We start from the raw sequence: 25,633 nt of genomic DNA, 5'->3' as shown, positions 1-25,633 counted from the left end.
TCTCTTGTCCTATTAATCAGTTATTTAGGATATTCAAACCTCGTTTTAACTTTACCTTCAGAGTCTATTTCAAGAGTAAAAGAAGTCCAACTCCCTCCAGTGTGAGATCTCATTACATTATGCAATTCAAATATAAGATCTGATATTATCCAATCAGGATCATTAATAAGCGTGCTGACTCTATTATCATGGTTAGCAAACCAAAATTCCTGTTCAACGGATTCATCTTGGCAATCAATAACGAAACGGCAACTCATACTCGTATATTGACAACTAACACTTTCTATCATCATGCCAGCAATTCGGCTGAGTATTTCCACTTGAACATTTGCTAAATTCATCACTGACCTCCATACTGATTTTTAAATTCTTTCCGAAATATTTTACCATCAATTACATATTCGACTCTTAAAGCATCAGGTCGAGGTGAATTAGGATCTAAACGTTTGAAATTTACTTTTACCGTTCCCACATTTTTACCATTATTTAAAGCTTTCCGAATTTCATTCTCAAATTTTTTATAGCCGCTATTGTTAAAATTCTTGTCTTGTGGGAATAAATTAAATCTGTCACATGTCCCACCAAAAGAACACGCCTGAATATGCCCACCAACATCTGTATCTAAGCCTTCTTTTCCAACTGCTGTTTGACGACTATCCCTAGGCATCTTAACGTCAACTGGCGTAAAACTGATTTCATCAACGAAACCGCTTTCATTTGTTCTAAACGTAGTCCCATTATCGAGCTCATACTGAGTATTAGGTAACGGATTGTTTAATGCCTCGTATTCTGGCGTACCTTTAACAGCTTGTGATGAATCAACCTTAACAACAGGTATATCACCGAGCATCCTACCATCAACGTCCCCAACGGTACTACCCGAACGTGTCCCCGAAACATCTAAATCCGTAGACGGGGCTTTATCCAGATGGGGGGCGGGGGCCGGCAGAGCCAGATCTGGCAGGTCAAAGTCCGCATCGACATGCTGGAGGTGCTCCTGAGCTTTACCCAGTAAAACTTTGGCTTCTTCGACCCGACCGGCGCTGAACGCTTCTTTGGCTTTCTTCAGCAGATCACCGGCTACTGGTATCAGTCCAAGGCCCGCGACCAGATAGTCAATGCCGCTTTCCGCGTCAACAAAACCCTTCACATCCCCAGCACCCGGGGTGAATTCAATTAAGCCGTCGAACAACGCGTTCAGTTGTGCCTGCTGTTCCTGACGCTCCCTGCCCGATGGATCATCCAGCGTTACCTGGATCCTTCCCTGCATATCCCCTAAACGGGTGTCATCCCAGGGCGATGCCTTATCTTCATAGGACTCCAGGGCCGCCTGCGCCTTCGAAATTTGTGTGAGACAGCCGGGGCTGCTCATATCCTGACAGGCGGCCTGAAGCTCGACATTCCGGGTATGGTCAAGCCAGTTAGACTGGTTCATTTGTTGACAAGCTTTTGAGCCAGCACCCTGCCGACCACAACTGGCAAGTTGAGACAGCTTATCCAGCATTTCCTGCTTGTTCAGGTAGTAATCGATACTTCCTGTCGGCAGCGTGGCTTCATCCACCAGAAAAGCTGTGCTGTTTTGCTGAATCAGAACAGCGTTGTTGCCAATATGACGGTTGATATCTCCGTCTCTGATCGTACCCAGTCCGCTGTTTTCCAGCACAAAGGCATAATTGTCTGCGGAATAGCCTCCCATCAGATGGGCATACCCTTCCTCTTGATCTTTATTTCTCGAATCCAACGCACCCTGAGCCGTTTGCGCATGGGTGACTTCATGACCCAGCGTTGCCATATAGTCTCTGGCATTTTTCATGCTCTCATCGTTAATCACGATCTTGCTGGCGCCCGACTCGGTCTGGTAATGCGCGCCATTCACAACTTTGGTGACGGCAACAACAAGTGCCGATTCAATATCAATGTTGTATACCTCGGCATAGGCCGCGGCATACGCATTGATTGCGGCCTGCTTTTCCTCACCCGTTGCTCTATCCAGGTCATTCAAAATAACCGCAAACTTACCGCCATCTTTCGAAGCAACCTTCTTCTGAACATCCAGATTTTTCTGGACGTTATCGACATGCGCCAGCGTCTGACCAACAGATATAGAATCTTGGGTGACCACATCAACCAAAGAAGACAAGCCAAGTTCATTCCGCTTCACATCCTCCTGAATCTCCTTCCACCCATCTTCCGTCAGCAGCCGGTGGTCAAGGTTGACATCCACGTTGCCTTGCTGACGATCGACGTCGAACAGTTCCTGGCTGGTGCTGCTGGAGTCGCGGTTCAGGGCGGTGAGGTCGCTGTCGTCCGCGATACTGATCTCACCTTGTCCCAGCGTCGCGAGCGTCTTGTCTTTGCTGTAAAACGAGGTGTTTTTGTACTGCAGAGTGGTGGTGTTTTTAGTCCAATCGATACTACCTGACAGACCCACGCTGGACGTCAGCCCCCCAGACATGTCCTGACGGTAGTCGGTATTGTTCAGATCGCGGAAAGTCAAGCTGCCGGTGGTCAGGGCCAGATGGCCGAGGTCGTTGCCGTTTTCATCAACGGTGGCGACCAAGGCACCGGTGATATCGGTGTTCCCGGCGACGTTGATGTCCGCCGTACCGCCAGAGGTTAATGTCGTCAGCAGCGTGTCTGAGGTGACTGAACGCCCCTTGCTGGCATTCAGGCCGCTATTCATACCGGAAAAGCTTGCGCTTTCATCAACGCTGGCACCCCCGCTGATGCCTGTGCCCTGATTGCTGGCGCTGTGACGGTTCTGCATCGAGGCCACGTTGAGGTCGCCACCGATATCCAGATTCAGGGCTTGTGCAGCATCAACATGGGCGCCTTCGATGCTGGCGTCACCACGGGACTTGAGCGTAACGGTGCTGCCCGCTATGCCACTGTTGACGTAAGTGGTCGACTGACTGCGCTGCTCCGACAGGTTCAGGCTGGCATTGAGACTGCCGCCCGTGCTGCTGCCGTGGACCGTCATCGACACACCGATGGTGCCGCTTTTAGTGGAAGACTGACCGGATTGGGTTTGCTGCGCAGCAACCACATTCACGGTGCCGCCATCCAGGACCACTTCTTCTTTGGCCTTGAGCACACTGCCCTGCACCAGAACCTGCTGATCGGTCTGCGTACCGGATTTCACGACAATGTTTTGACCGGCGAGCGACGAACGGCTTGCGGTCGTGCCGGTACTTTGGCTGTCGGTTTGCGCAACCGACATGTCCAGATGGAGACCGGCATTCACACCCAGAGTAGAGAATGAGGAGTAAGTCGTTGCACCTTGCTTGATCAGTAAGGTGGTTTTCGAAGCAACATCCGCCGTCGCGAGCGTGATGCCGGCGAGATAGAATGCTTCATCATTTTTCACCTCTTTGATGATGCCTTTCAGCTCATCAACATCGGCAGCATCCACGCCCGGCGCTTGGTTTGCCAGTGCCAGCTCCAGCGATGACAGGGTGTCTTCAAGACTGTCCAGCTGCTTCTTGTATTGGCGATAATCTTTTTTCGCCTGCTTCAGTTTGTCGGCAGACTCTTTCAGCGCAATGGCCGCTTTACCCGCTTCAATCGCCTGATGCTGCACCACAAAGCTCAGTTCACCATTACCTTTTGTATTCGATGACTGTGTGGTTTGTGTGTCGGTGACTTCCCGGATCAGAACATCGTTCGCAGCCGTCAGTTCGATGTTGCCGTGGCCGTCTTCATCGGCGTCGGCCAGTACCTCAGAACCTTCAATCAGAATGTCCTCGGCGGCATTCATCAGCACCGTGCCTTTGCCCATGATGGACGCGCCGCGATGGGTGGTGGCATCGGTCTTGCTGTCCGATTTTTCGTAGTCGGCTTTCGCCAGCGTCAGCTTAGCCTGACCGCCGTCAAAATTCACCGACTCATACGGATTCACGACCGACTTCAGGGCATCTTTCACGTCAACCGACAGAGACTCCGAAGACGACCAGGTGGTGTGCGTTTCTTCCGCCGCCAGCACGGCAACGCTGCCGGTATCGGCCGTGAAACTGGCGTCGGTCTCGGCGCTGACATCAGCCCCAATCACGGTCACAATGCCGCCTTTGACATTCACCGCTCCGCCCGACGTCAGTGCACTGCCTTTGGCGGTGTTGTGGATTTCGCCCTGACGCGCTGAATCCATCGCGAACAGGTCACCACCTCTGAAGGCGCCGTATTCCTGCGCAAAAGTCTCACGCTGACGGCTTTCCTGCCCGGCGGCGATGATCACTTCATCCACCGCACTGGCATTAATATCGCCGCCCGCCTCAACCTCACTGGCGATCAGTTCGATTGTTTTACCCGACGTGATGTCAATATTGTCGCTGCTCATCATGCCGCTGGCATTGAGCAGCGTTGCAGAGTCCAGGTCGGATTTGTGAGAGCCCGAGAAACCGCCGAAACCTTTTTTGATTTTCTCGTCACGGCTGAAGGTGCGGTATTGCTGGGCATAAACGCCAACGCTGCCGTCAGCTGAAGCTTCAATGCCTTCACCGGCTTTGAAATTGGCACCAATCAGCGTGATATCGCTGTCGCCGCCACCCATCTGCACATCATCGAACTTCTGAGCCTTCACGATGATTTTGCCGCCAGCAGTGACATCGGCACCAACAACCGTTTCGGTCAGCGACTCCTGAATGTGGGTCTCTTTGCGGCCGAAAGATTTTTTCCGGGTGGTTTCGTCGTAGTGATATTCACTGTCATTCACCGCTTGGAAGGTCACATCACCTTTTGCCAGCGCGACCACATCACCATGTGTGATGACCTGGCTGCCGGTTGCTGTGATGTCGTTGCCCGACTGAATGAAAACACCCTCGTTGGCCGCCATCTGCGTCCGCTGATGCTTCTGAAGATGGCTCACAGATTTGCTGCTGCCGGAGGTCTCGCTGCTGAAGCTTTCATTCACCAGGGTATCCAGGGCAACATCCCAGCCCGCAACCATCGCCAGTTTGCCCCTGATTTCCATATCAGATGCGGTAACCGAAATATTCTCACCGGCATCAACACTCAGGTCACCACCTGAAAACACGCTGGATCCCAGCACGGCCACGTTCAGTTGTTCCTGATCGCGCGTTTTCATAGATTCGCGATCGGTTTCAGCGGCCAGAATGATGTCTTTTTCTGCGGTGAAGCTAAGGTCACTTCCGGCAGAGACGTTCGCGGCCGTATTGATAATCGAGCCACCAGCGTTCATCGTCACCTTGCCACGACCACTGATCGTAGCGGTATCGCCAACTCGGGTTCCGGTGTACACCACACCGCTGGCATTCTCTGCCGTGGTGACGGTGCCGTCCTGCGTGATACTGATGCGCTCAACCTCAGTCCGGTTGATGATGTCGCCGTTCTCCGTGGTCAGGGCGATATTTTCCCCGGAAATCGCTCCGCTGATATTCTGAATATCATTCACCGCAACCAGCGCAATATCATCGCCAGCCGTCATGCTGCCGCCCAGGTTGCTGATGCTGTCGTCACTCACCAGATGCAGTTTGCCCTGACTGTCCATCTGGCCGCTGTTGACGATATTACCCGCCTTGGTATACACCTCAGCACCGCTGATCAGTGCACCGCCATCCAGGTTATCCTGTGTCACTTTCGACAGATACAGCTTGGGTGCCAGCACCTGCTGGCCTTTTACCTCAACCGGTTCCCACCAGACAATATCCTGCGTCAGCCCGGCAACCTGCTCAGGTGTGAGCGCAATACCGGCTTGCAGGTTCAGACTGTGTTTCTGCTGACCTGCGTTATCCAGGAGTTGCTGCATCTGAGCGAGATCTGTCCCGACATCGTCATGGAGATAACGCTTGCCCGTTTGTTCGAAAATGGCCGTGGTGATGGTCCGGGTGTCATAGTACGCATCACCCAGCACCTTGAGATCTTTTTCCGGACTGAAGCCGATACTGTCGAAGAAATAATCTGAACCCAGGAACTGATCCAGATTCGTCAGCATCGGATTGGTCTCGATTAAATAGTGGCTGTCGGGACCATTGTTATAGATGAACAGCCCATTTGGCGTGGTTGGCAAACGGAAATCGGGGAAAGCAATCCCACTGCCTTCAGTGTTCAAAATATCTAACTGGCTGCCTGAAGCCGTTGTGTCTGTCAGCTGCTTCGACGGACGGCCAGCATTGGACGAGCCGGTATCAGACTGAATGTGTGAGTTGTTCAGCTTGTTTTTGACATTAAGAACGGTTTTACCACCGGATGAGATGGTGGCGTTAATGAAACCCTTATCATAGGTTTCTTTTTTTACATTAATCCTTTCAAAATCAAAATAAGATCTATTATTGCTGGGCACATAATTATAAGTTGATGTTTCTTTGTTCCCACCTGTTATATAACCAACATTATTTATTTTATTAGCGTTAATGACTGTATTTTGGGCAGAGTGAATCAGGCTTGCATTATTTTCAATTACATTTGATTGAATAAGAGAGTCACCACCTGAAATAATTTGAGAATGTGATGACGAATCAACTAACCGGATATAATTATCTTTTGTAACAAACGAATGAGTCGAATTACCAACAACCCTATAACCTTCTACTTCATTCCCATTATCTTTTCCACCTCCAGTTTTATAACGATAGTGCTCAAGAATAGGTGCATATTGACTACCCCTTCTCACTGTAAAATTTGCATTATTATTATGGGGGGAGACAGTGACATCATCGCCGGTCGAAGTCTTCAGTTCCAGCACCTTCCGTTTGTTAACGATATTCTCGGCCTTCATCTCCAGATCATCACCGGACTGAATCACACCGGACAGATTCTGAACCGACTTCGACAGGGCGCCGCTGGTATCGCCGGCGATCATCATGTTGCCGCCCGTCAGAACATCCCCTTCGGTGTTCACCAGATCGCCTTTCACATAGAAAGAACCGGTATTACCGGCATACAACAGACCTCTGTTCGAGAGATTGCCAGCGACATTCAGGGTTGTGTCCTGCATACCGAGTGTCGCGCCCTGATTGGTGAACTGCGTCAGGGTCGCCATCAGATTCGTCAGGGCCTGCAAGGTCCCCTGATTATTCAGTACATTGGCATTGAGTGTGGTGGAGTTGCCTGAAACCAGGCCCGATGCCTGGTTGGTCAAAGTCCCGCCCGAAGACAACTCGGTATGACCCTGTGCCACCAAGCTGCCTTTGTTGGTGAGCTGATCACCTGCAGTGATCCGGATATCCTTGAGTGACGTCAGAGTACCGTCGTTGATCATGCTTCCGGCATTGATCTGGATCTGACCATCGCCAGAGACATCGCCCTGCTGAGCAAAAACTTGCGCCGTAAGAGATTGATCCCCTGCCGCCTGAACATGACCGGTATTTAGCAGCTGTCCCGAGACTTTAATCTGCTGCGTTCCGACAGATGCCAGCGTCCCTGCGTTTTCAAACGTATCTGAAATGATCTGCTGGCTGCCGGCAGACATCAGCTTGCCATCGTTTGTCAGTGCATCCGCCTGTACCTTCATCTCCGACTGGGCTGTGAGCTGACTTTGATTGCTGATCTGGCTTGCCTGAATTGAAAGTGAGTCTGCACTCACTTTGCCCGATCCTGAAAGCGTCAGCGACTGATCTGAGGCGATTTGCAAGCTTTGCTTCGCGGCAATCTGGCCGTTGTTGATCAGGTTGTCAGCGTCTGTAAATTCCACCTGTTCAGCCGCAATCGTGCTGCCTGCATTCAGCGCCAGCTGGCTGACACCGCTATGAAACTGACCGGAGACCTGAACAGCACTGTCCGACAGGGTTGCCTCTGCCGCCTGAATGCTGACCGTACCAGTATTGGTCTCGCTGCCGTCAGAAGTCACGCCCGCGGTCAGGGTGCTTTGATTCAATGCCAGCGTATCGGCCTGAATCTCAATGTGCTGCGCAGCTGTTTCAGCCTGTGCCAGCGACACCGATTTCGCTTGAAACGATGCACTTTTCTCGGCATTTACCAGACCGTTCAGGTTGATCTGCTCACCAGCGGATGCCTGAAAACGGGTTGCGGAATTTTCACCGTTAAGATGCAGGCTGTCTGCAGCGGCGTATGCAATCTGCTGCCCGGCCTGTTGTGTTCCTGTCGTCGAAACCGACTGGTTCGAAATCACCTTGAGCGATTGCTGGCTGCGGACATCACCCAAGGTGATCTGTCCGTCCGCAGAAAGCTGAATATCCCCGACCGAGCTGAACAGCTTCCCGGTATTGACGCCAACCCCCTGTTCCGTGGCCACCAACGAAATTCGTCCGGCATACATGCCGCCGAGCGCCGAAGAATCAATCGCCAGTGCGGGCTGATCCGCACTGGTATGCGTAGCTGTGACTGTGTTGGTTTGGTAATCGATCTGATTTGGTCCGGTGACGACAGACAAATTGTTTGCATGAATATCCGCGTTGATTTTTGCTGTGCGGGAAAGAATATCGAAATAGTCCTGACCGGTACCGTCCAGCCCCAGTCCACTAATTGTCACATCCCCCTGCCGGATATCAAAACCACTCAGCAAACCATTCTGAAATTGCGGTACGCCAGTGGTTAAAGTTGCACGTGATGTATTGATAAAACCGCAGCCATCACAGGTAATACCGTATGGGTTGGCAACAATCACATTCGCCTGCTGGCCCAAAACTTCCGTATAGCCATTCAGCTGGCTTCGGTTAGCGCCCGTCACTTCATTAAGAATCACTGAAGCCGCCTGACCGTTCAGCTGGGTATTACCCGACAAATAACCGGCCAGCTGAGACTGAGCGAGTTTTTCGGTCGAGTTATTCAGGATCAGCCCGGCTTTACCCACGTCGTACTGATCAAACTGGTTATGAGACAGACCTTTGGCATTTGGGGCTGCAATATTCAGCACCGGCACACCGTTCGCCGCTGAAGTCAGGGTGGCATTATTTGGGCGATTTTGATCCACCTTAATACCGGCCCACACCGGCTGCGTTGCCAGTAACCAGCATAAAACGTAAGTGAAAACTCGCTTAAATCCTTGATGATGCATGCAGACCTCAGACACGGTTTCAAAACTTCAGTGACAAACGGTAATTCAGGCTGTAATCGTCCGCCTGCAACCAGGATGGATGCTCAATCGGCCAGCCAACGGAAACGGAACTCTGGTAAAACGCCGACTGGCTGCGAACCGCCAGTGCACCACCGGTAAGATGGCCGCGCTCAAATGAATCAGGATTATCCGGAGTGCTGTCCGGATGAATCGCTCCCGTATCCAGTGACAGGCCCAGATTGATCTGACCGAGCCAGGGGAACGTCCCCAGGGCATAATTCAGATCATTGCGCCAGTAATAACCCGCATCGCCCGACAGTGACTGGCCTTTAAATCCGCGCACCGAATATTCGCCACCCACACTCAGTCGCGCACTCCCCGGAAGCGAATTGGTTGCAATTTGAGCAAATGCGGTAGTGGACAGAGACCATTCAGGCGACAGCGGATAAGAAAAATTAAGCGTCAACGTGCTTTTATTGAATTCATCATCAGGCTGCCCGGTCGTTGCAGATGATTTTCCCGGCACAGCCAGTCCACGTTCGTATAAAGGAGAGAATGTCAGAAACCCACCCGCCAGACGCGTGCTGTATTCCACCGAAACACTGGCGGACATGCGTTTGTGGCTGCTGCCTTTGAGCTGTGTATCGTCGATGTAGTTTTTCACGCCGTCGTAGTTCAGTGCGAAGCGCAGTGAAGACTTACTGATACTGTCCCGGAAAAACAACCACTGACTATCCAGTCCGTGACTCTGGGTCTCACCACTGGACGCAAAAGAAAAACTCTGGCTTTCGACCGTTGTCAGGTAATCGCTGTAGGCATACCGGTAACCGAAGGTCCAGTAACCCGCAGGGATCCCAACACTGAATTGAAGGCTTTGACTGTCCCGGCCATTGGCAAAGGCTGCACTTTTCGAGCCCGACAAACTCCAGTTGTCATAAATTCCAAAGATATCTTCGGCCACCAGCGTGAGGGACAACTGCTGCTCGCCCGTACTTTCCTGACCGGCATTATTCAGCCCCAGCTCTCCCTGCCACCAGGGGCCGGACTGAGACTGAATGTTCACAATGCTGTCGCCCGGCTCGCTGCCCGGTAATAACTGAACCGTTGCGTTATATCGTGACAGGCGGTTGATCTGATCCAGTGTCTGCTCAATATCCCTTAAATTCAGGATGTTATCTGCTTCTGCAGGATACAGTCGCTGGATACGGGCTGAGGGTTGGCCGTTATTCTTAAGCGCTTGCATCCGGCCTTCCAGAATTTCAATTTCAAGATCACCATCTGATAAATCCTGCGGGAGCAATACGGCCCGGGAAGTCACATAGGCGTTTTCAACATACGTATTGGTGATCACCTTGAGCATATTGTTGATGGCGTGGATGCCAATACAATCGCCCGGGCGAAATGGCAGCGCCTGCAATAACGTTTCTGTTGTGATCACCCGGTTTCCTTTCAGGATCACGGTGTCGACCACAAAGCACTGCGCCTCATCCCCTTCAGACACAGGCAAGGCAGATGGCAGCGGTTGTAATTGTTCCAGCGCTTGTTGAGATGCCTGAATAGATTGCAGCCGTTCTGCCTGTTCCGATTCAATCCCGCTTTTAACGGCAGGCGAAAGTACCACCGCCTGTGCTGGCACACAGGCAGACATCCACAATAAAAATGCGAAGCAATAATGCATAACACCCAATTCGACAGCAATGTCCGGGAGAGACGGCTTCATTTACGGACAGATTCAATCATGTCGCGAAATAACAGAAAAAGCAGAAGCACATTGAGATCCTTTCTCAATATGCAATAAATAGTTCCCGGATGAGTTTGAATAAAAAATGAATTAGAAAATAATAATTTATCTAAATAAAAATTAAGGTTTACTTATTTATTTGGTAATGATGATTCATTACATAAAATTAAATTTATTTACATAGCCGATAAATTCTTGCGACCAGCATCACTTGGGTATGAAATTTAAAGTTAAAAAATGCTTGTAAAAAAACGGCCCCGAGTCAAACTCAAGGCCGTTGGTCAATTCAGAAAATCTTTTTGATTTGATGGACTCAGGCGTGCAGCAGCGCCATTGATTCTTTGGCAATCACCCACTCTTCGTTGGTTGGGATCACCATGGCAACCGGGGTATTCGGCTTGGTAATGATGCCTTTCTCGCCAAAGCGGGCTTGTTCATTCCCCGCGGTATCTTCACGGTAACCAAAAATCTTCAGGTGTTTCAGCACTGCACTGCGCACCGGTAATGAGTTCTCACCAATACCGCCGGTAAAGACGATCGCATCCAGCTCGTCCAGTGCCACCATGTAAGAGGCAATGTATTTCGCAACGCGGTAGGTGAAGATTTCAAAGGCCAGCGTTGCGCCTTCATGGCCCTGTTCCATGGCTTCAACAATACCTCGGCAGTCGCTGGTCAGGCCCGAGACTCCCAAAAAGCCCGCTTCTTTGTTCAGTGCCTGCTGCAAATCCCCCTGGCTCCAGCCTTTGCTCATCAGAAAATCAATGATACCCGGATCCAAATCGCCACAGCGTGTGCCCATCATCAGACCTGCTGTCGGCGTGAATCCCATGCTGGTGTCGACACTTTTGCCATTGCGCACAGCACAAATCGACGCGCCGTTGCCCAGGTGAACTGTGATCACATTGGTTTTTTCAGCCGGTTTACTCAGCTGTTTTGCCGCTTCCTGACTGACGAAATAATGGCTGGTGCCGTGGAAACCGTAACGGCGGATCCCATAGTCCTGATACAGTTTTTGCGGCAAAGCATAATGATAAGCTTTGGCTGGCATGCTCTGGTGGAAGGCGGTATCAAACACTGCATATTGAGGCAGGAACGGGAAGGCGCTCATCGCCGCACGAATGCCGATCACATGTGCCGGATTATGCAGCGGGGCCAGTTCACTCAGCGCATCAATCTGACTAAGTACGTTCTCATCAATTTTCACTGTTTCACTGAATCGCTCACCGCCGTGTACCACCCGATGGCCAATCGCAATGATGTCTTGTTTCAGACCCAGTTCCTCCAGGAGGGTCACCAAGCGTTCAATGGCCTGCTGGTGATGGTTTCCTGTGGCTTCCAGCGCACAGCTTGCTTTCTCACCGTCATATTTCCAGCTGACAGAAGCGTTGCTGAGACCAAAACACTCTCCCAGTCCGGTCAGACGGGCATCGCCGCTCACGGCATCGATCAGGGCAAATTTAAGCGAGGAGCTTCCGGAATTAATCACTAGTACTAAAGAATGGCTCATGGGGTTCCCACCAGAAGATTATCGGCTGATTTGGCACAGAGTGCCGCCTGACAACAAAGGTTGTCGAGCACAGATGCTCAGAAATTGATGTGGAGCAACAGGTTCAGAGCATCTTGTGCTGCCCCCATATTACTCAATTTTTTTTGATACATTCAACTCAACATTCAATTAAAGTGTAAAAAATTCAAACTTATTTGCAATGCATCAAAAAATATTGAGCAAAGCATCAACAAAATGTTGAGATGAGAAACAGTACCTGAAATAGCAAACAGGAATCGGGAGAGCCGCTTTCCGGCTACTCCGAAAAAGAAAGGAATCGCTGATACAAGGTATCCACGTCATGGCTGCACATAACATCCATATTGGCTTTCAGCGTCGATAACGGCCAGTCCCACCATTTCATTTCAAGCAGCTTGGCTACATCTTCCGCATTAAAGCGGGTTTTGACGACGCGCCCCGGGTTACCGACCACAACACTGTATGGCGGCACATCTTTCGTTACGACGGCTCTGGCCCCGATGACGGCACCATCGGCAATGTGAACGCCGGGCATGATCACACACTCAGAGCCGATCCAGACATCATTGCCAATGACCGTATCTCCGACCCGGGCAAAGCCCGTTTTCACCTTATCGCCAAATTCGCTGACATCAAACGGGTAAGAAGATATCCAGTCATGTCTGTGTCCCTGATTCCCCGCCAGCATAAACACAGCGCCAGAGGCAATGGAGCAGAATTTGCCGATAATCAGCTTATCCACATCCCCAAAGATACCTGAATCCCACACGGCCTTGGTGCAGTGATCCCCCATCAGATAACGGACACAATAATCCTCGAAATGTTTATCGTGGTAATAACCGGAATAATAAGTAAAGTCGCCGACAATGATGTTCGGGTTTGTAATTTTCTTATTGAGCTCGTATCCGCCGAGCCAGGAGGGAAAGATAGTTGCCATGGCTACCTCTAGACTATCTTGCGCCAAAGTACTGCATAAGTATAACGTAGCGGAATGAGCCAGCCGCGCTTTACTGTCCATCAACTAAGACAGACCTCTGGCGCGGCTGGAAAAAACGGGGTCAGGATGTGAAGGATTCTGTCGTCACCATGTCTCCGCTCCAGTTTGTCGGAGCAGAACCGGTTCCCCCAGACTGCGCAGGCGCAGCGGGTGCCGCGGTCTGATAATCCCCTTGATCTATATCTTCATTGATGCGGCCCAGTGCGCCGTCCAGCTCTGCGTCGGTCGGACGGTATTTAGAGCGGTCATACACTTTATCCAGCAAGTCCATAATGGCATGTTCAGGAACTGGCGGATTATGCACCAGCTTATAAATCTGCTTCGCCACTTTCTGTACATTCAGAATAGATTCGATCCCGACATGCTGTACCGCCATGTCCCGTTCTTTCTTGGCATCCTGATAGCCAGATGCAAAAGCAACGGAGAACCAGATATAAGCAACAGCCGCATCCGTCACATTGGTGACAGGCTGGTCATAGTTCAGATGCATTTTGCCCGCCAGGTATTGTGCTTCCACACTGCCCAGCTCTGTGGCTTTTTCCAGCCAGTAAATTGCACGGCGACGATCTTTGGCTACGCCAATTCCCGTCTGGTAACAATAGGCCACCTTAATACAGCCCTTCGGATCTCTGTTCACGGCTGATTTCAGCCGCCAGAAGAAGGCACTGCGGGGTGATGGAGACGGATTCGATTCCACCACATACCAGTCGCCGAGAAACAGCTGCGCCGGCACATAATCCATTTCTGCCGCCTGGATCAGATGTCCGACACCCGAAGCGGTATTGATGGCAGTGCCGTATCCCCGAATTTCATAACGGCCCAGCTCAAACAAGGCTTCCGGGTCATTATGATTTGCTTTGACAATACAAGTCCAATAGCGAGACCTGGCCTCACCATGCGGATCATCAACATCCTGACGGCATAATCTTGCCAGCGCATTCTGTCCAATTTCGTTACCAAGCTCAGCGGCTTTCTGGTACCAACTGACTGCTTCACGGAGATTGCCAATTTCATTTTCCTTCGCTAACGACAGAATGCTTGGAATATGACCTGACTGAGCCTTTCTGACTTTTTCTTCGTGTTCAACAGCCTTTGCCTGTTCTAATACCTGGCGGTATTTTTCGTCCCTGCGAGCCTGCTCTCTGGCTGCCTCGCGGACTTCTTTCATCAGAGCAAAATACCGGGAAACCGCCACAATCAGCAATACAATACCAAGGCAGACGCCTAAACCGAGTTGTGACATAACCCCTCTTGAGACAATTCTTTCTTCTTCTTAATAACGGCATCTTGAGAGAAATCTAAAGTTAAATTTTCTCTGATTTTGAATCTGGTCAGATCAGCGATTGAAAACAGGAGGGAATATCCCGGTTTCAACGTACCGGGATATGAACAGATGGCAAGGTCACCAGCCGTATTTAGTTCAGTGAAATACCATTCACTTTCAGGCCCACGGCAACGTTACCGCTGACAGCATTGGAATATGGACAAACCTGATGCGCCGCTTTCACCAGCGCAATCGCGGCCTCGTTTTCCATCGCCAGTTCCACCTCAAGATCGACGGCCAGAGCAAATCCACCGTCCTCTTTGGCCAGCAACTGCACCTGCGCCGTCGTGGGTGCTTCTTTCAGAGCCAACTTTTGCAGACGGGCAATGTGGAGCACAGCATTCGAAAAACAGGCCGAATAACCTGCAGCGAACAGCTGCTCAGGATTGGTCGCTTCACCGGTTCCGCCCAGTGCTTTCGGGTAACTCAGCGATACACTCAGTAATCCGTCATCGGTTGCTACCTGACCATTGCGACCCGCCAGTGCTTTTGCTGAAGTGGTATAAACTGTTTTCATCGTATTTCTCCCGGATTAATTAAATTGCACACAATTAAGTTGCGAGCAATATTAGATCGATCCAAATATTGAATGCAAGTATATTGTGCGCAATTTAATTGAAAGCGATCGATTCAAGGTGACCCACCATGTCTGATGCCCCGCAAATTCCAGCCAATATCACGCTGGATGACATGATCTGTTTCTCCCTTTACAGTGCTTCAAACGCCATGATCCGAGCCTACCGGCCGATGCTGGATGCACTGAACCTGACCTATCCGCAATACCTGGTCATGCTGGTCATGTGGGAAAGAAAATGTCTCAGCGTGAAAGCGCTGGGAGAAAAACTCCACCTGGATTCAGGCACATTAACGCCTTTACTGAAACGACTGGAGAGCAAAGGACTGGTCATTCGCCGGAGAAGCGAAACGGACGAAAGGGTTCGTGAAATCAGCCTGACGGACGAAGGAAAGGCAATGCAGCAGCAAGCCGCACAAGTCCCGGCGTCGCTGCTGTGTAAAGTCGACATGCCGCTGACATCACTCAAAACGCTGAAAGACACCTGCGATGCACTGTATGCGGCGCTGTCCGGGCTGGAGTAACCCAATAATCACTACCACAGGCGGTGGTTGAGGGATGACAATAAAAAATGCGCAGCCTGGGCTGCGCATTTCGTTCAGACAAATGAAAGCAGTAATTAATCGAACGCTTTCAGGTTTTTCTCGAACGTAGCATGCTGTTCGTGCAGGTCTGAAGACGCACCGCCAGTGGCCTTGCTGACAGCCACAATAGAAATCAGAGCGAAAATAAATCCGGGAACGATTTCGTACATATCGAAGATACCGCCGGTCAGCTGTTTCCAGATCACCACAGTCAGTGCACCCACAATGATACCTGCCAATGCACCATTCCGATTCATATCTTTCCAGAACAGGCTCAGCAGCAGCGCAGGACCGAATGCCGCACCGAATCCGGCCCAGGCATAAGAAACCAGACCCAGAACCGTACTGTCCGGATTCATCGCCAGAATCAGGGCAATCACTGACAGTACAATCACAGCCACACGGCCGACCATCACGATCTCTTCTGTTGAAGCATCTTTGCGGATCACTTGCTTATAAAAATCTTCTGCCAGTGCAGACGAAGAAACCAGCAGCTGAGAATCCGCCGTACTCATAATTGCTGCCAGAATAGCCGCCAGCAGAATACCAGCCATCACCGGGTGGAAGATGGAGTTCACCAGCAGCATGAAGATTTTTTCACCATCGGCCAGATCGCCGGCCAGCTGGTTATCCACATACAAAATGCCGACCAGACCAACCAGAATCGCCCCCGCCATGGACAGTGCAGTCCAGGTCACGGCGATACGGCGAGCCGTACCAATGTCTTTGTTGGAACGGGTCGCATTGAAACGCGCCAGGATGTGTGGCTGACCAAAATAGCCCAGGCCCCAGGCCGCCAGAGAAATAATACTGATTGCCGTCAGCGGCTGACCTTTCACGTCGTTGAAAATAGTCATCAGATCCGGGTTCTTCGCTTCCAGAGAAGCAGCCAGATCCCCGAAACCGCCCTGCATTGCAGCGATAGGTACAATCAACAGTGCAGCACTCATCAGCAGGCCCTGAACAAGGTCAGTCCAGGATACCGCCAGGAAGCCACCAAACAGCGTATAGGAAACGACGCAAAGCGTACCGACAACCACAGCAATTTTGTAGTCCAGACCAAATACGGTTTCGAACAGTTTACCGCCTGCGACCAAGCCGGAACTGGTATAGAAAAGGAAGAACATCAAAATGAAGAAGGCTGAAATTGTCTGGATTAACTTAGAGTTATCCTTGAATCGATTCGACAGATATTCAGGAATCGTGATCGAATTATCGGCAGTAATTGTGTAGGTACGCAGACGCTTGGCACAAATCAGCCAGTTTAGCCATGTACCCAGCAGCAAGCCACCAGCCAGCCACAGCGACTCCATACCGGCAGCAAAAGCATAGCCGGGCAGACCCAGCAGCAGCCAGCCACTCATATCAGATGCACCGGCAGACAATGCCGCAGGCCACGGGCCCAGTGAACGACCGCCCAGGAAGTAGTCTGATGAATCTGCTGTGCGTTTATAGGCGTAATACCCGATTGCCAGCATTACAATCAGATACACAATAAACGTACCTGTGATAGCAAAGCTATTTTCTATCATGATTGAGTTCCCTCATTTTGGTTGCTCCCGTCACAGCAGGAGCTTATTGAATGGTGCTGATCCTTTTCAGCCTTTTGGTCGTCTGCCCACTGCTCCACCACGTACAACGTACCTTCAGATTTGCCGTGTGCCAGCAAACCCTTATCCTGTTTAAAAAAACCGCCGGTCAACCGACCCGCGGTCTAGGTCACGAGTTACAGGTAACAGTATTCAGCGACTTAATGTACTTCTTCGCCGCTCCCCAACTCCAGCAGTGTCGCGTTACCGCCAACTGCCGTGATATTGATGGTTCGCGTTCTTTCTGTCACAAAACGCAGCGAATAAGTCGGGCTGCCAATCACCGGGTAAGACTCGAAGTCAGACTCAGCAATCAGCTGACCCAGCAGCCCGTCTCGGGCTGCCAAATCACGGGACAGCGACAGCGCTGCCTCGCGTTTTCCTGCATAAACCACACCGGCAACAGCGGTATGGCGTACAATGTCATCAAGTTTGTCGGCACTGACCGGCAGCACAACGCCCTTCGGCAGTTCAGCCTGCTCCAGTTCAGACACCATTTGTTGCGCTGATTTCGCAAAGCCTTCCGGCAGGCACAGCAACACGGTATTCCCGGTCACCAGCGCTGCCGTCAGCTGACCGGCAACCGCAACCAAAGGTGTATCTGCATCAGCAGTGACCACAAAAATGCCGCGGCCAGCACAGTACAGTTCATTGGTTTCACCCGTGGGTCCTGGCATCAGTTCCGTTTCAGCAACATGTGCATTGGCGTTCCGGCACTGAAATGCCACCATGGCCGCTACGTCAGATTCCAGCTTGCTGCTCCACTGAGTCAGCTGAGTGATCCGTTTTTCAAAACCCAGGTTATTCCAGTTTTCCCAGGCTGCATTGCTCTGATCGACCAGTGCTTGAATACTTGTTGTCATCTTTAATTCCTTCCCAATTCCGGCAGCCATTACGCAGTGAACACATCTTTTGTGAAACGATACAGGTAGTGCGGACCACCTGCTTTCGGGCCTGTACCAGACAGTCCCTGTCCACCGAACGGCTGAACACCGACCACAGCACCCACCTGATCACGGTTGATATAGCAGTTACCGACACGGGCACGACGCTCAATATGGCTGTAAGTACGCTCGTTACGGCTGTGAACACCCATCGTCAGGCCAAAGCCGGTCTGGTTGATCTGATCAATCACCTGATCCAGCTCACTGGCCTTGAAGCGCACGATATGCAGAATCGGACCAAAGTTCTCGTTTTGCAGCACATTGATACCGCGAATTTCAAACGCTGTCGGCAGTACGAAGTCACCATGGGCGCAATCCGCGCTGGCCGATGCCTGCGCAACCATTTTGGCCTGGTTCTTCAGGGCGCCAATGTGCGTCAGCAGCTTCTGTTTCGCAGTTGCGTCAATGACCGGACCAACATCTGTGCTGTGCAGCTCAGGACGGCCAACCTTCAGTTCCGCCATCGCTCCTTTGATCAGGCCGACCACGCGGTCTGCAACATCTTCCTGCACAAACAGAACGCGCAGCGCTGAACAACGCTGTCCGGCAGATGCAAAGGCAGAGCGAACAACATCACGGACGACCTGCTCCGGCAGCGCGGTACTGTCGACGATCATGGCGTTCTGGCCGCCGGTTTCTGCGATAAACGGCACCGGATCGCAATCACGCGCCGCCAATGTGCGGTTGATGCGCTGTGCAGTCTCTGTTGAACCGGTAAAGGCAACACCGGCGATTCGGGCATCTGAAGTCAGCACTGAACCCACTTCTGCACCGCGACCCGGAACAAACTGAATCGCACCCGCCGGAACACCGGCTTCCAGCATCATCTGAATAGCACGGAATGCAATCAGAGACGTTTGCTCTGCCGGTTTACAGACCACAGTGTTCCCTGCCGCCAGTGCCGCAGACACCTGACCGAGGAAAATGGCCAACGGGAAGTTCCATGGGCTGATACAGGCGAAGACGCCACGTCCCTGATAGGTCAGTGTGCGTTCCTGTCCGTCAAAGCCCACCACAGGTTTCCCTGCCGCAAATTCAGTGGCAGCCTGATACGAATAGAAGCGCAGGAAGTCCACCGCTTCACGGATCTCGTCAATACTGTCCTGAATTGTTTTACCGGCTTCACGATGACACAACGCAACCAGCTCACCGGTATTGGCTTCCAGCAGATCCGCCAGACGCTGCAGGCAGGCACCGCGCTCAGCAGCCGGGGTCGCCGACCATGCCGGGAAAGCTTCAGCAGCAACATCAATTGCTTTCGCCACCAGCTCGCTGCTGGCAAAGGCAACCTCACCGACCGATTCACGACGGTCATAAGGTGCAGTCACTTTGTAAATGTCACCGCTCTGCACTTCGCCGTTCACAATCGCGCCAGCAGTCCAGTGGTGCTCCGCATAAGCTTCAACGGATTCACGGAATGGCTGCCACTCAGAAGCGATATCAATATTGATACCGGCAGAGTTCTTGCGATCAGCACCAAAGATATCGTTTGGCAACGGGATCAGATGGTTATGCAGCGTCGGACGCGAACGCAGCATATCGACCGGATGCTGAACCAGATCCGAAATCGGACAACGGGCATCAACCAGACGGTGGACGAAAGAGCTGTTCGCACCATTTTCCAGCAGACGGCGAACCAGATACGGCAGCAGATCTTTGTGGCTGCCGACCGGCGCATAAATACGGACGTTCACGCCATAGAGCGCCATCACGTGGTTATACAGCGCATCACCCATGCCGTGCAGGCGCTGGAATTCAAAGTCACGGTGCTTGGCCATTGCCAGAATTGCAGTCACCGTGTGAGCGTTGTGGCTTGCAAACTGCGGGAAGATCAGGCCACGAATGTGTGGCGACAACAGGAAGCGCGCACAAGCCAGATAAGACGTATCTGTCGCTTCCTTGCGGGTATATACCGGATAACCCTGGTAACCGCTTTGCTGACACAGTTTCAGTTCGCTGTCCCAGTACGCACCTTTTACCAGACGCAGCGGGATCACATCCCCCTGTTCTTTACTCAGTGCTGCCAGCCAGGCCAGAACAGGCAGTGCACGCTTGGAGTATGCCTGAACGACCAGACCAAAACGGCCCCAGCCTTTCACTTCTTCTGAACGGTACAGTTTTTCAAACAGTTTCAGAGACAGTTCCAGACGATCGGCTTCTTCCGCATCGATCGTGATGCCAACGTTCAGTTCGCGGGCGCGTTTGAGCAGTTCCAGCACGGTGTCAAACATTTCTGTCAGGACACGGTCTTCGTTAGAAACATCGTAACGCGGGTGCAATGCAGACAGTTTGATCGAGACGGTCGGGCAAGGTGAATTGGAATGCTTTTTGTTGTTCAGGCCAACGGCTTCAATCGCTTCAATGTAATCGTTGAAGTATTTCTTGGCATCGTCCTGCGTCAGTGCCGCTTCACCCAGCATATCGAACGAATAGGTGAACCCTTTATCGCGCTTCGACTGACCATTTTTCATGGCTTCGCCAATGGTACGGCCCAGCACGAACTGGTGGCCCATGATTTTCATGGCCTGATGCATTGCTTTACGGATCACTGGCTCAGACATTTTATTCGTCAGGCGGTTGATCACACGTGCAGGGCTGCCATCTTGCTTGGCGTCCATGCTGATCACTTTACCGGTCAGCATCAGACCCCAGGTGGATGCATTCACAAACAGGGAATCGGAGTTTTTCAGGTGAGTCTTCCAGTCCGCAACGCTCAGCTTATCGCGGATCAGCGCATCTGCTGTCGCTGCGTCAGGAATCCGCAACAGGGCTTCGGCCAGACACATCAGCAAAATGCCTTCTTTTGTGTCCAGGCTGTATTCCAGCAACAGGGCATCAATCATCTGGATTGCACTGCGATCAGCACGCACCTGTTCGATCAGGCTGGTGGCCTTATCCGTGGTGTACTGACGCTCTTGTTCAGAAGGCTCAGCCAGAGGCAACAGTTGTTCCAGCCAGGCAGATTCATCAACCGAATAAAGCGGTGAGATCTGCTGCCATAGTGCATCTAAAGGTTGCTCAATAAAAGATGGCTGAAAGGCATCTGCCGCATTGAACATAGTCATTCCCTCAATATAGTGGACCTGAATAACCATCAACACAGTTTGACATGTGATTCAGGATAAATGTTACACCAGTGTTACTTTAACGGGGGATTTTATTTTGTACCTGTCGCAGAGTCTTACCAAAAACTCCGATCATTTGTCGAAAAAGTCCGCTTTATAACAAAATTAGACCCAAGTAATTAGCAAAAAATGCTGTTTTCACTTTTAATTGCTGTAAGAAACAGCAACCCGGGTGCCTGAAAAGATAATTCAGTGAAAAGTGACCTGTGAGAAAAGCAGCAGAAATAGCGGCAGAGAAATATAAAAGCGAATCGGTTTATGCTTTGGGAGAATAAAGAAAGTCAGGGCTGGCGGCCGTCAGATCCATTGACGGCGAAATTTGGCTGGTGAGACCCCAAAGTGACGGGAGAACGCCTGTGTAAAGTTACTCTGGCTGGCAAAACCGGATGACTGTGCGATTTGCGCCAGACTCAGCCTCGGCTCTTCCATCAGCTGGCGTGCAAACTCCAGACGCTTCAGCAGCACATACTGGTGCGGCGTCATCCCGGTTTGCTCTTTAAACACCACGTGGAACTGGCTCTCTCCAAGAAACACCAGTCCGGCCAGCTGCGCCACCGTGATCTTACGGGACAGATGCTGCTGAATGTAGTGATCGATGGCATCCATATTTAACCTTGGCAGATACCGCTCAGACGCCAGGGGTTTAAAGTGTCGCTGTAAGACGCACATTAATGTATCTGTGCAGGCTTTACTGAGCAGCCAGTCATCCGGATTGGCCTGCATTTCGGCCGTCAGTGCACGAATCAGGGTTTGCGCCTGATTATCCAGATGAAAATACGAAGACTGATCAAACAGCCTGTGCATACGCTCGACCGGATAGTCAGGTGCAGTTTCCGTAACCGGCACGTTCAGTACCAAAATCTCATTATGACCAATGCCGGAAAAACCGTGCTCTGAATCCGCCGTCACCAGACATCCCTGGCCGGGACACACCAGACTGCCGCATCCTTCAATATCAAATTCAGTCTGTCCTGCCAGTGCAATCACCACCTGGTTGTAACCATGATTGTGGTGATCCATATGCTCCGGCAGTTTCATGATCTCCGCAGGTTTGAACCCTGACAGAGGGGACATATCCTTCATCTGTTCTTCCTGCGTTATTCAAACGTCGCCCTGTATCAGGCGAAATGGATGCAGAATGATAATAGATAAGCATCAGCAAAGAAAAGAGACGTCTCAATTATTCGCTCGCATCAGTTCAACCTTGATCATCTTTCCTGTACCCCCCGGAAAAAGCGATCACGAGGCTTCGGAAGCGTGATCAAGACTCAACTTTTTACGGGCAGTGTCATTTCAATTTTATCCCGATGAATTTTCAGTCAGCCGCATTGGCAATCAACTGAAAAGATCCATCCGGGAATCACCCCGGATGCAACAAATGATAAATCAATAATTTAAATCAATTTGTCTTGATCATTGTTCCGTTCATGTTGAGCGTTATCCCTGTCAACGCTCCCGGAAGATCCAAAAGCCGTTTGATCTTCCCTTGATCATTGTTCTGTCACTTACTGAGACGCCGCCTGGCTCACACCAGATCCTGCAATAATGATCCTGCTTGATCATCTTTCCAGTCCAAATGACACAGCCCGTTAATTATCCCAGCTTGATCATTTTTCCAGAGTAAAAATCATGTGTTGCATGGCATTTGGCCGGATATCTTCCGGTTGAGAGAGACCAAAGACTGCCCGCCACGGGTAAAACATCGAAATTGACAAATAAATCGGTTGGTTACTGCCACTTTGCAGGCGTTGTGGTAAAACAGGATCGGTAATATTCGCTGAACTTCAGCCGCCTCCCAGACCTATTGAGATAAGGAAATGCAATGGGTGAGTTTCTGACACAGTTTTCTTTCTCTTTTACGGTCACCGGCCCGATTTTTTTGATGCTGGCGCTTGGTATCGCCCTGAAACACTGGGGAATTATCAATGAAGCCTTTATACAAAGCGGATCAAAACTGGTATTCACGGTCACTTTACCCACGCTTCTCTTTCTGAATCTGATCAATACCGACATTCACCGGCTGGGCAATGGATCCCTTTATCTGTTTGCCGCACTCGCAAATGTTATTATTTTTCTGTTGTTTGAAGCGCTGGCCGGAAAAATGATCAAGGATCCGAATGAACGTGGTGTTGTTGTCCAGGGCGCATTTCGGGCGAACACCGGCATTATTGGGCTGGCTTATGTTGCCAATGCTTACGGTGATGCCGGTATCGCTGTGGGAGCACTCTATGTTGCTGTGATCACTGTACTGTACAACATTATGGCCGTGATCACGCTCAGTCGCTCCAGCGCAGCCTCCGCTTCCCTTGATCATCGTTACGTCTTCAAAGCGATTCTGAAGAACCCCTTGATCATCGGCATTTGCAGTGCCCTGCCATTCACTGTCCTTGAAATCCGGCTCCCTGAAGTTCTGATGCAATCGGGCCGATACTTTGCTGACATGACCTTACCACTGGCATTGCTTTGTACCGGAGCCAGCCTGGATCTGCGTCAGCTGAAACAGGAATCATCCCATGCCAATCTTTCATCGATCGCACGCTTGATCATCGCTCCGGGATTGATCACGCTTGCCGGCTATATATACGGTTATCGCGGCAACGAATTAGGGATCATTTTTCTGATGAGTGCCGCGCCAACAGCGGCTGCAAGCTATGTCATGGCAAGAGCAATGGGCGCAAATGCCAATCTAGCCGCAAATATCATTGCCATGACGACAGTAGGCTCGATGTTCACTTGCAGTCTGGGGCTGACTCTTTTAAAGACACTGAATATCATCTGAGCATCCAGCGCCACAAATACAATTGATAACCACTCTCAATTAATATTAAATGAGGATAGTTCTTATTTATGAGTAGAGAGTGCCCATGGTATCCCAGATAAAATCTTTGCAGCTCCGGGAAACAAGACAACGCTGGCGATTGACCAACAAGCGGTTTCTTTTTCCGGTTTTTCTGTTTGCGATGCTGGTCAGCCCAGCAACCAGAGAAATGACCGTCACCGTTCTTGCGGATGCTTTCTGGCAAGTAGCTGCGTATGTCGCCGCAACATTGACCGTTTATCATGCAGTCTCAGCCAGAATGAGCCACAGCACCAAGCTCAGCGCGTATCTTCAGAGAAGCCAGCGATTTCAGGTCATCTTTGCGGCCTTCATGGGCGCCTTACCCGGCTGCGGCGGAGCAATTATCGTTATGACCCAGTTTGTCCGGGGCCGGCTCAGCTTTGGTTCTGTCGTGGCGGTACTGACCGCGACCATGGGTGATGCTGCTTTTCTGTTACTGGCAGCCAAACCGCTCACCGGATTATTCACCGTTGGCGTCGGACTGAGCGTCGGAATGATTTCAGGCTGGCTGGTCGATACCCTGCACGGCGGTACATTTATGCAACCGGTTCAAAGTGAAATGTCGGCTCCAGAGCATCACCATCCCCAGTCAGATACTCAAAGTACTTCCCTTCGCTGGCAAGGCTATTTCTGGCAATGGCTGCTGCTTCCAAGCGCTTTCGTTGCCGTCTCCGGCTCATTCCAGATCGATCTTGATACGGTTTTCCATTTTCCTCAGGGATCCACGTCAACGCTAGGGGCCATTTTTGCCTTGACCGCTATGGTGCTCTGGTCACTGAGCAGGGACATCAAAAATTATCAGGACGCCGTCTCCGAAGATCCAAAACCGGCCACAGCCAAACTCTTCCAGCGGGTTGCGCAAGATACCAATTTCGTCACAACTTGGGTCATCGGGGCATTTTTGTGTTTTGAAATCGTGATGCGAATAACGGGATGGGATTTAGCCACCATTTTCACGACCTGGTCGCCCGTCATGCCCCTGCTGGGTGTCATGATCGGTCTCATTCCAGGTTGTGGACCGCAAATTCTGGTGACCTCACTGTATATTCAGGGCGCGATCCCCCTGTCTGCACAGCTGGGTAACGCGATCAGCAACGATGGTGACGCACTCTTTCCGGCTATTGCGCTGGCGCCAAAAGCGGCCTTGCTGGCGACAGTCTACTCCGGTATCCCCGCACTTCTGATTTCTTATGGTTTTTACTGGCATTTTGAATGATGCACTCGTCGTTCTGGATTATCGTCAAAATAAATATGCAAAAAAAATCGACCTGAGGTCGATTTTTTAATATCTTAGACACCCACTCTCAGAGTTTAATAGCACTTAATCGCATATTGAGAATTACTATCAATTGCAAATCATACTTTCAGAGTATTGTCAATAGGTGATTTCCCCCCTTAACCTAATGAGCGTCATTCACTATAG

At 51.0% G+C, this 25,633-nt stretch carries 14 protein-coding genes; 3 read left to right on the top strand and 11 right to left on the bottom strand.

The features are described 5' to 3' along the window. Nucleotides 1–20: 20 nt before the first annotated feature. From ACYP03_RS06270 to ACYP03_RS06240, 7 genes are all read right to left on the bottom strand, one after another. Complete coding sequence (locus ACYP03_RS06270) at nucleotides 21–341, bottom strand: hypothetical protein (protein WP_459778900.1); 321 nt, start codon at nucleotides 339–341, stop codon at nucleotides 21–23. Next, nucleotides 341–8,884, bottom strand: coding sequence for a two-partner secretion domain-containing protein (locus ACYP03_RS06265; protein WP_459778897.1), 8,544 nt, complete (start codon nucleotides 8,882–8,884; stop codon nucleotides 341–343). The genes ACYP03_RS06270 and ACYP03_RS06265 overlap by 1 nt, the downstream gene beginning before the upstream one ends. A 103-nt stretch (nucleotides 8,885–8,987) precedes the next feature. Then, nucleotides 8,988–10,688 carry a ShlB/FhaC/HecB family hemolysin secretion/activation protein gene (locus ACYP03_RS06260; RefSeq protein ID WP_459778896.1) on the bottom strand — a complete coding sequence of 567 codons (1,701 nt, stop codon included), beginning with the start codon at nucleotides 10,686–10,688 and terminating at the stop codon, nucleotides 8,988–8,990. A 334-nt stretch (nucleotides 10,689–11,022) separates the two neighbouring features. After that, entirely contained in the window at nucleotides 11,023–12,216 is a 1,194-nt protein-coding gene (locus ACYP03_RS06255; RefSeq protein WP_248143055.1) for an acetate/propionate family kinase, read from the bottom strand. Between the two features lie 295 nt (nucleotides 12,217–12,511). After that, nucleotides 12,512–13,171, bottom strand: a complete 660-nt coding sequence (locus tag ACYP03_RS06250) for a CatB-related O-acetyltransferase (RefSeq protein WP_248143054.1) — start codon at nucleotides 13,169–13,171, stop codon at nucleotides 12,512–12,514. A gap of 121 nt (nucleotides 13,172–13,292) precedes the next feature. After that, on the bottom strand, nucleotides 13,293–14,474 hold the full coding sequence (locus ACYP03_RS06245; RefSeq protein ID WP_330960850.1) for a tetratricopeptide repeat protein: 1,182 nt from the start codon (nucleotides 14,472–14,474) through the stop codon (nucleotides 13,293–13,295). Between the two features lie 172 nt (nucleotides 14,475–14,646). Beyond that, nucleotides 14,647–15,072: an organic hydroperoxide resistance protein gene (locus ACYP03_RS06240; RefSeq protein ID WP_248143052.1), complete on the bottom strand. Its 426-nt coding sequence runs from the start codon at nucleotides 15,070–15,072 to the stop codon at nucleotides 14,647–14,649. A gap of 128 nt (nucleotides 15,073–15,200) precedes the next feature. Here ACYP03_RS06240 and ohrR point away from each other — a divergent pair, with 128 nt between their 5' ends. Then, a complete protein-coding gene (gene ohrR, locus ACYP03_RS06235) occupies nucleotides 15,201–15,653 on the top strand; it encodes a transcriptional regulator OhrR (protein WP_248143050.1) in 453 nt (150 codons plus the stop codon). A 95-nt stretch (nucleotides 15,654–15,748) separates the two neighbouring features. Here the strand turns inward: ohrR and putP are convergent, their stop codons facing one another. From putP to ACYP03_RS06215, 4 genes are all read right to left on the bottom strand, one after another. Beyond that, the gene (putP, locus tag ACYP03_RS06230; protein ID WP_459778893.1) at nucleotides 15,749–17,245 is read right to left on the bottom strand and encodes a sodium/proline symporter PutP; all 1,497 of its coding nucleotides are present in this window, start codon (nucleotides 17,243–17,245) and stop codon (nucleotides 15,749–15,751) included. A gap of 218 nt (nucleotides 17,246–17,463) precedes the next feature. Continuing rightward, nucleotides 17,464–18,165, bottom strand: coding sequence for an aldehyde dehydrogenase family protein (locus ACYP03_RS06225; protein ID WP_459778891.1), 702 nt, complete (start codon nucleotides 18,163–18,165; stop codon nucleotides 17,464–17,466). 29 nt (nucleotides 18,166–18,194) lie between these two features. Further along, a complete protein-coding gene (gene putA, locus ACYP03_RS06220; protein WP_459778890.1) occupies nucleotides 18,195–21,305 on the bottom strand; it encodes a bifunctional proline dehydrogenase/L-glutamate gamma-semialdehyde dehydrogenase PutA in 3,111 nt (1,036 codons plus the stop codon). A gap of 363 nt (nucleotides 21,306–21,668) precedes the next feature. After that, nucleotides 21,669–22,454 carry an AraC family transcriptional regulator gene (locus ACYP03_RS06215; RefSeq protein ID WP_330960853.1) on the bottom strand — a complete coding sequence of 262 codons (786 nt, stop codon included), beginning with the start codon at nucleotides 22,452–22,454 and terminating at the stop codon, nucleotides 21,669–21,671. 739 nt (nucleotides 22,455–23,193) lie between these two features. On the opposite strand from ACYP03_RS06215, the gene ACYP03_RS06210 reads away from it, so the two are divergent. Next, nucleotides 23,194–24,150, top strand: coding sequence for an AEC family transporter (locus ACYP03_RS06210; RefSeq protein WP_459778889.1), 957 nt, complete (start codon nucleotides 23,194–23,196; stop codon nucleotides 24,148–24,150). 85 nt (nucleotides 24,151–24,235) lie between these two features. Continuing rightward, nucleotides 24,236–25,426, top strand: a complete 1,191-nt coding sequence (locus tag ACYP03_RS06205; RefSeq protein WP_459778888.1) for a putative manganese transporter — start codon at nucleotides 24,236–24,238, stop codon at nucleotides 25,424–25,426. Nucleotides 25,427–25,633: the final 207 nt, after the last annotated feature.

Source organism: Photobacterium sp. R1, from assembly GCF_054600795.1.
The sequence above is the reverse complement of the archived record's forward strand: the minus strand, read 5'-3'. Positions and strand labels throughout refer to the sequence as shown.

Bases quoted from the DNA above. Each gene is read 5' to 3' on its own strand.
- ACYP03_RS06240 (WP_248143052.1), bottom strand. From the start codon at position 15,072: ATGAAAACAGTTTATACCACTTCAGCAAAAGCACTGGCGGGTCGCAAT.
- ACYP03_RS06250 (WP_248143054.1), bottom strand. From the start codon at position 13,171: ATGGCAACTATCTTTCCCTCCTGGCTCGGCGGATACGAGCTCAATAAG.
- ACYP03_RS06245 (WP_330960850.1), bottom strand. From the start codon at position 14,474: ATGTCACAACTCGGTTTAGGCGTCTGCCTTGGTATTGTATTGCTGATT.
- ACYP03_RS06210 (WP_459778889.1), top strand. From the start codon at position 23,194: ATGGGTGAGTTTCTGACACAGTTTTCTTTCTCTTTTACGGTCACCGGC.
- putA (WP_459778890.1), bottom strand. From the start codon at position 21,305: ATGTTCAATGCGGCAGATGCCTTTCAGCCATCTTTTATTGAGCAACCT.
- putP (WP_459778893.1), bottom strand. From the start codon at position 17,245: ATGATAGAAAATAGCTTTGCTATCACAGGTACGTTTATTGTGTATCTG.
- ACYP03_RS06215 (WP_330960853.1), bottom strand. From the start codon at position 22,454: ATGAAGGATATGTCCCCTCTGTCAGGGTTCAAACCTGCGGAGATCATG.
- ohrR (WP_248143050.1), top strand. From the start codon at position 15,201: ATGTCTGATGCCCCGCAAATTCCAGCCAATATCACGCTGGATGACATG.
- ACYP03_RS06260 (WP_459778896.1), bottom strand. From the start codon at position 10,688: ATGAAGCCGTCTCTCCCGGACATTGCTGTCGAATTGGGTGTTATGCAT.
- ACYP03_RS06255 (WP_248143055.1), bottom strand. From the start codon at position 12,216: ATGAGCCATTCTTTAGTACTAGTGATTAATTCCGGAAGCTCCTCGCTT.
- ACYP03_RS06270 (WP_459778900.1), bottom strand. From the start codon at position 341: ATGAATTTAGCAAATGTTCAAGTGGAAATACTCAGCCGAATTGCTGGC.
- ACYP03_RS06205 (WP_459778888.1), top strand. From the start codon at position 24,236: ATGGTATCCCAGATAAAATCTTTGCAGCTCCGGGAAACAAGACAACGC.
- ACYP03_RS06225 (WP_459778891.1), bottom strand. From the start codon at position 18,165: ATGACAACAAGTATTCAAGCACTGGTCGATCAGAGCAATGCAGCCTGG.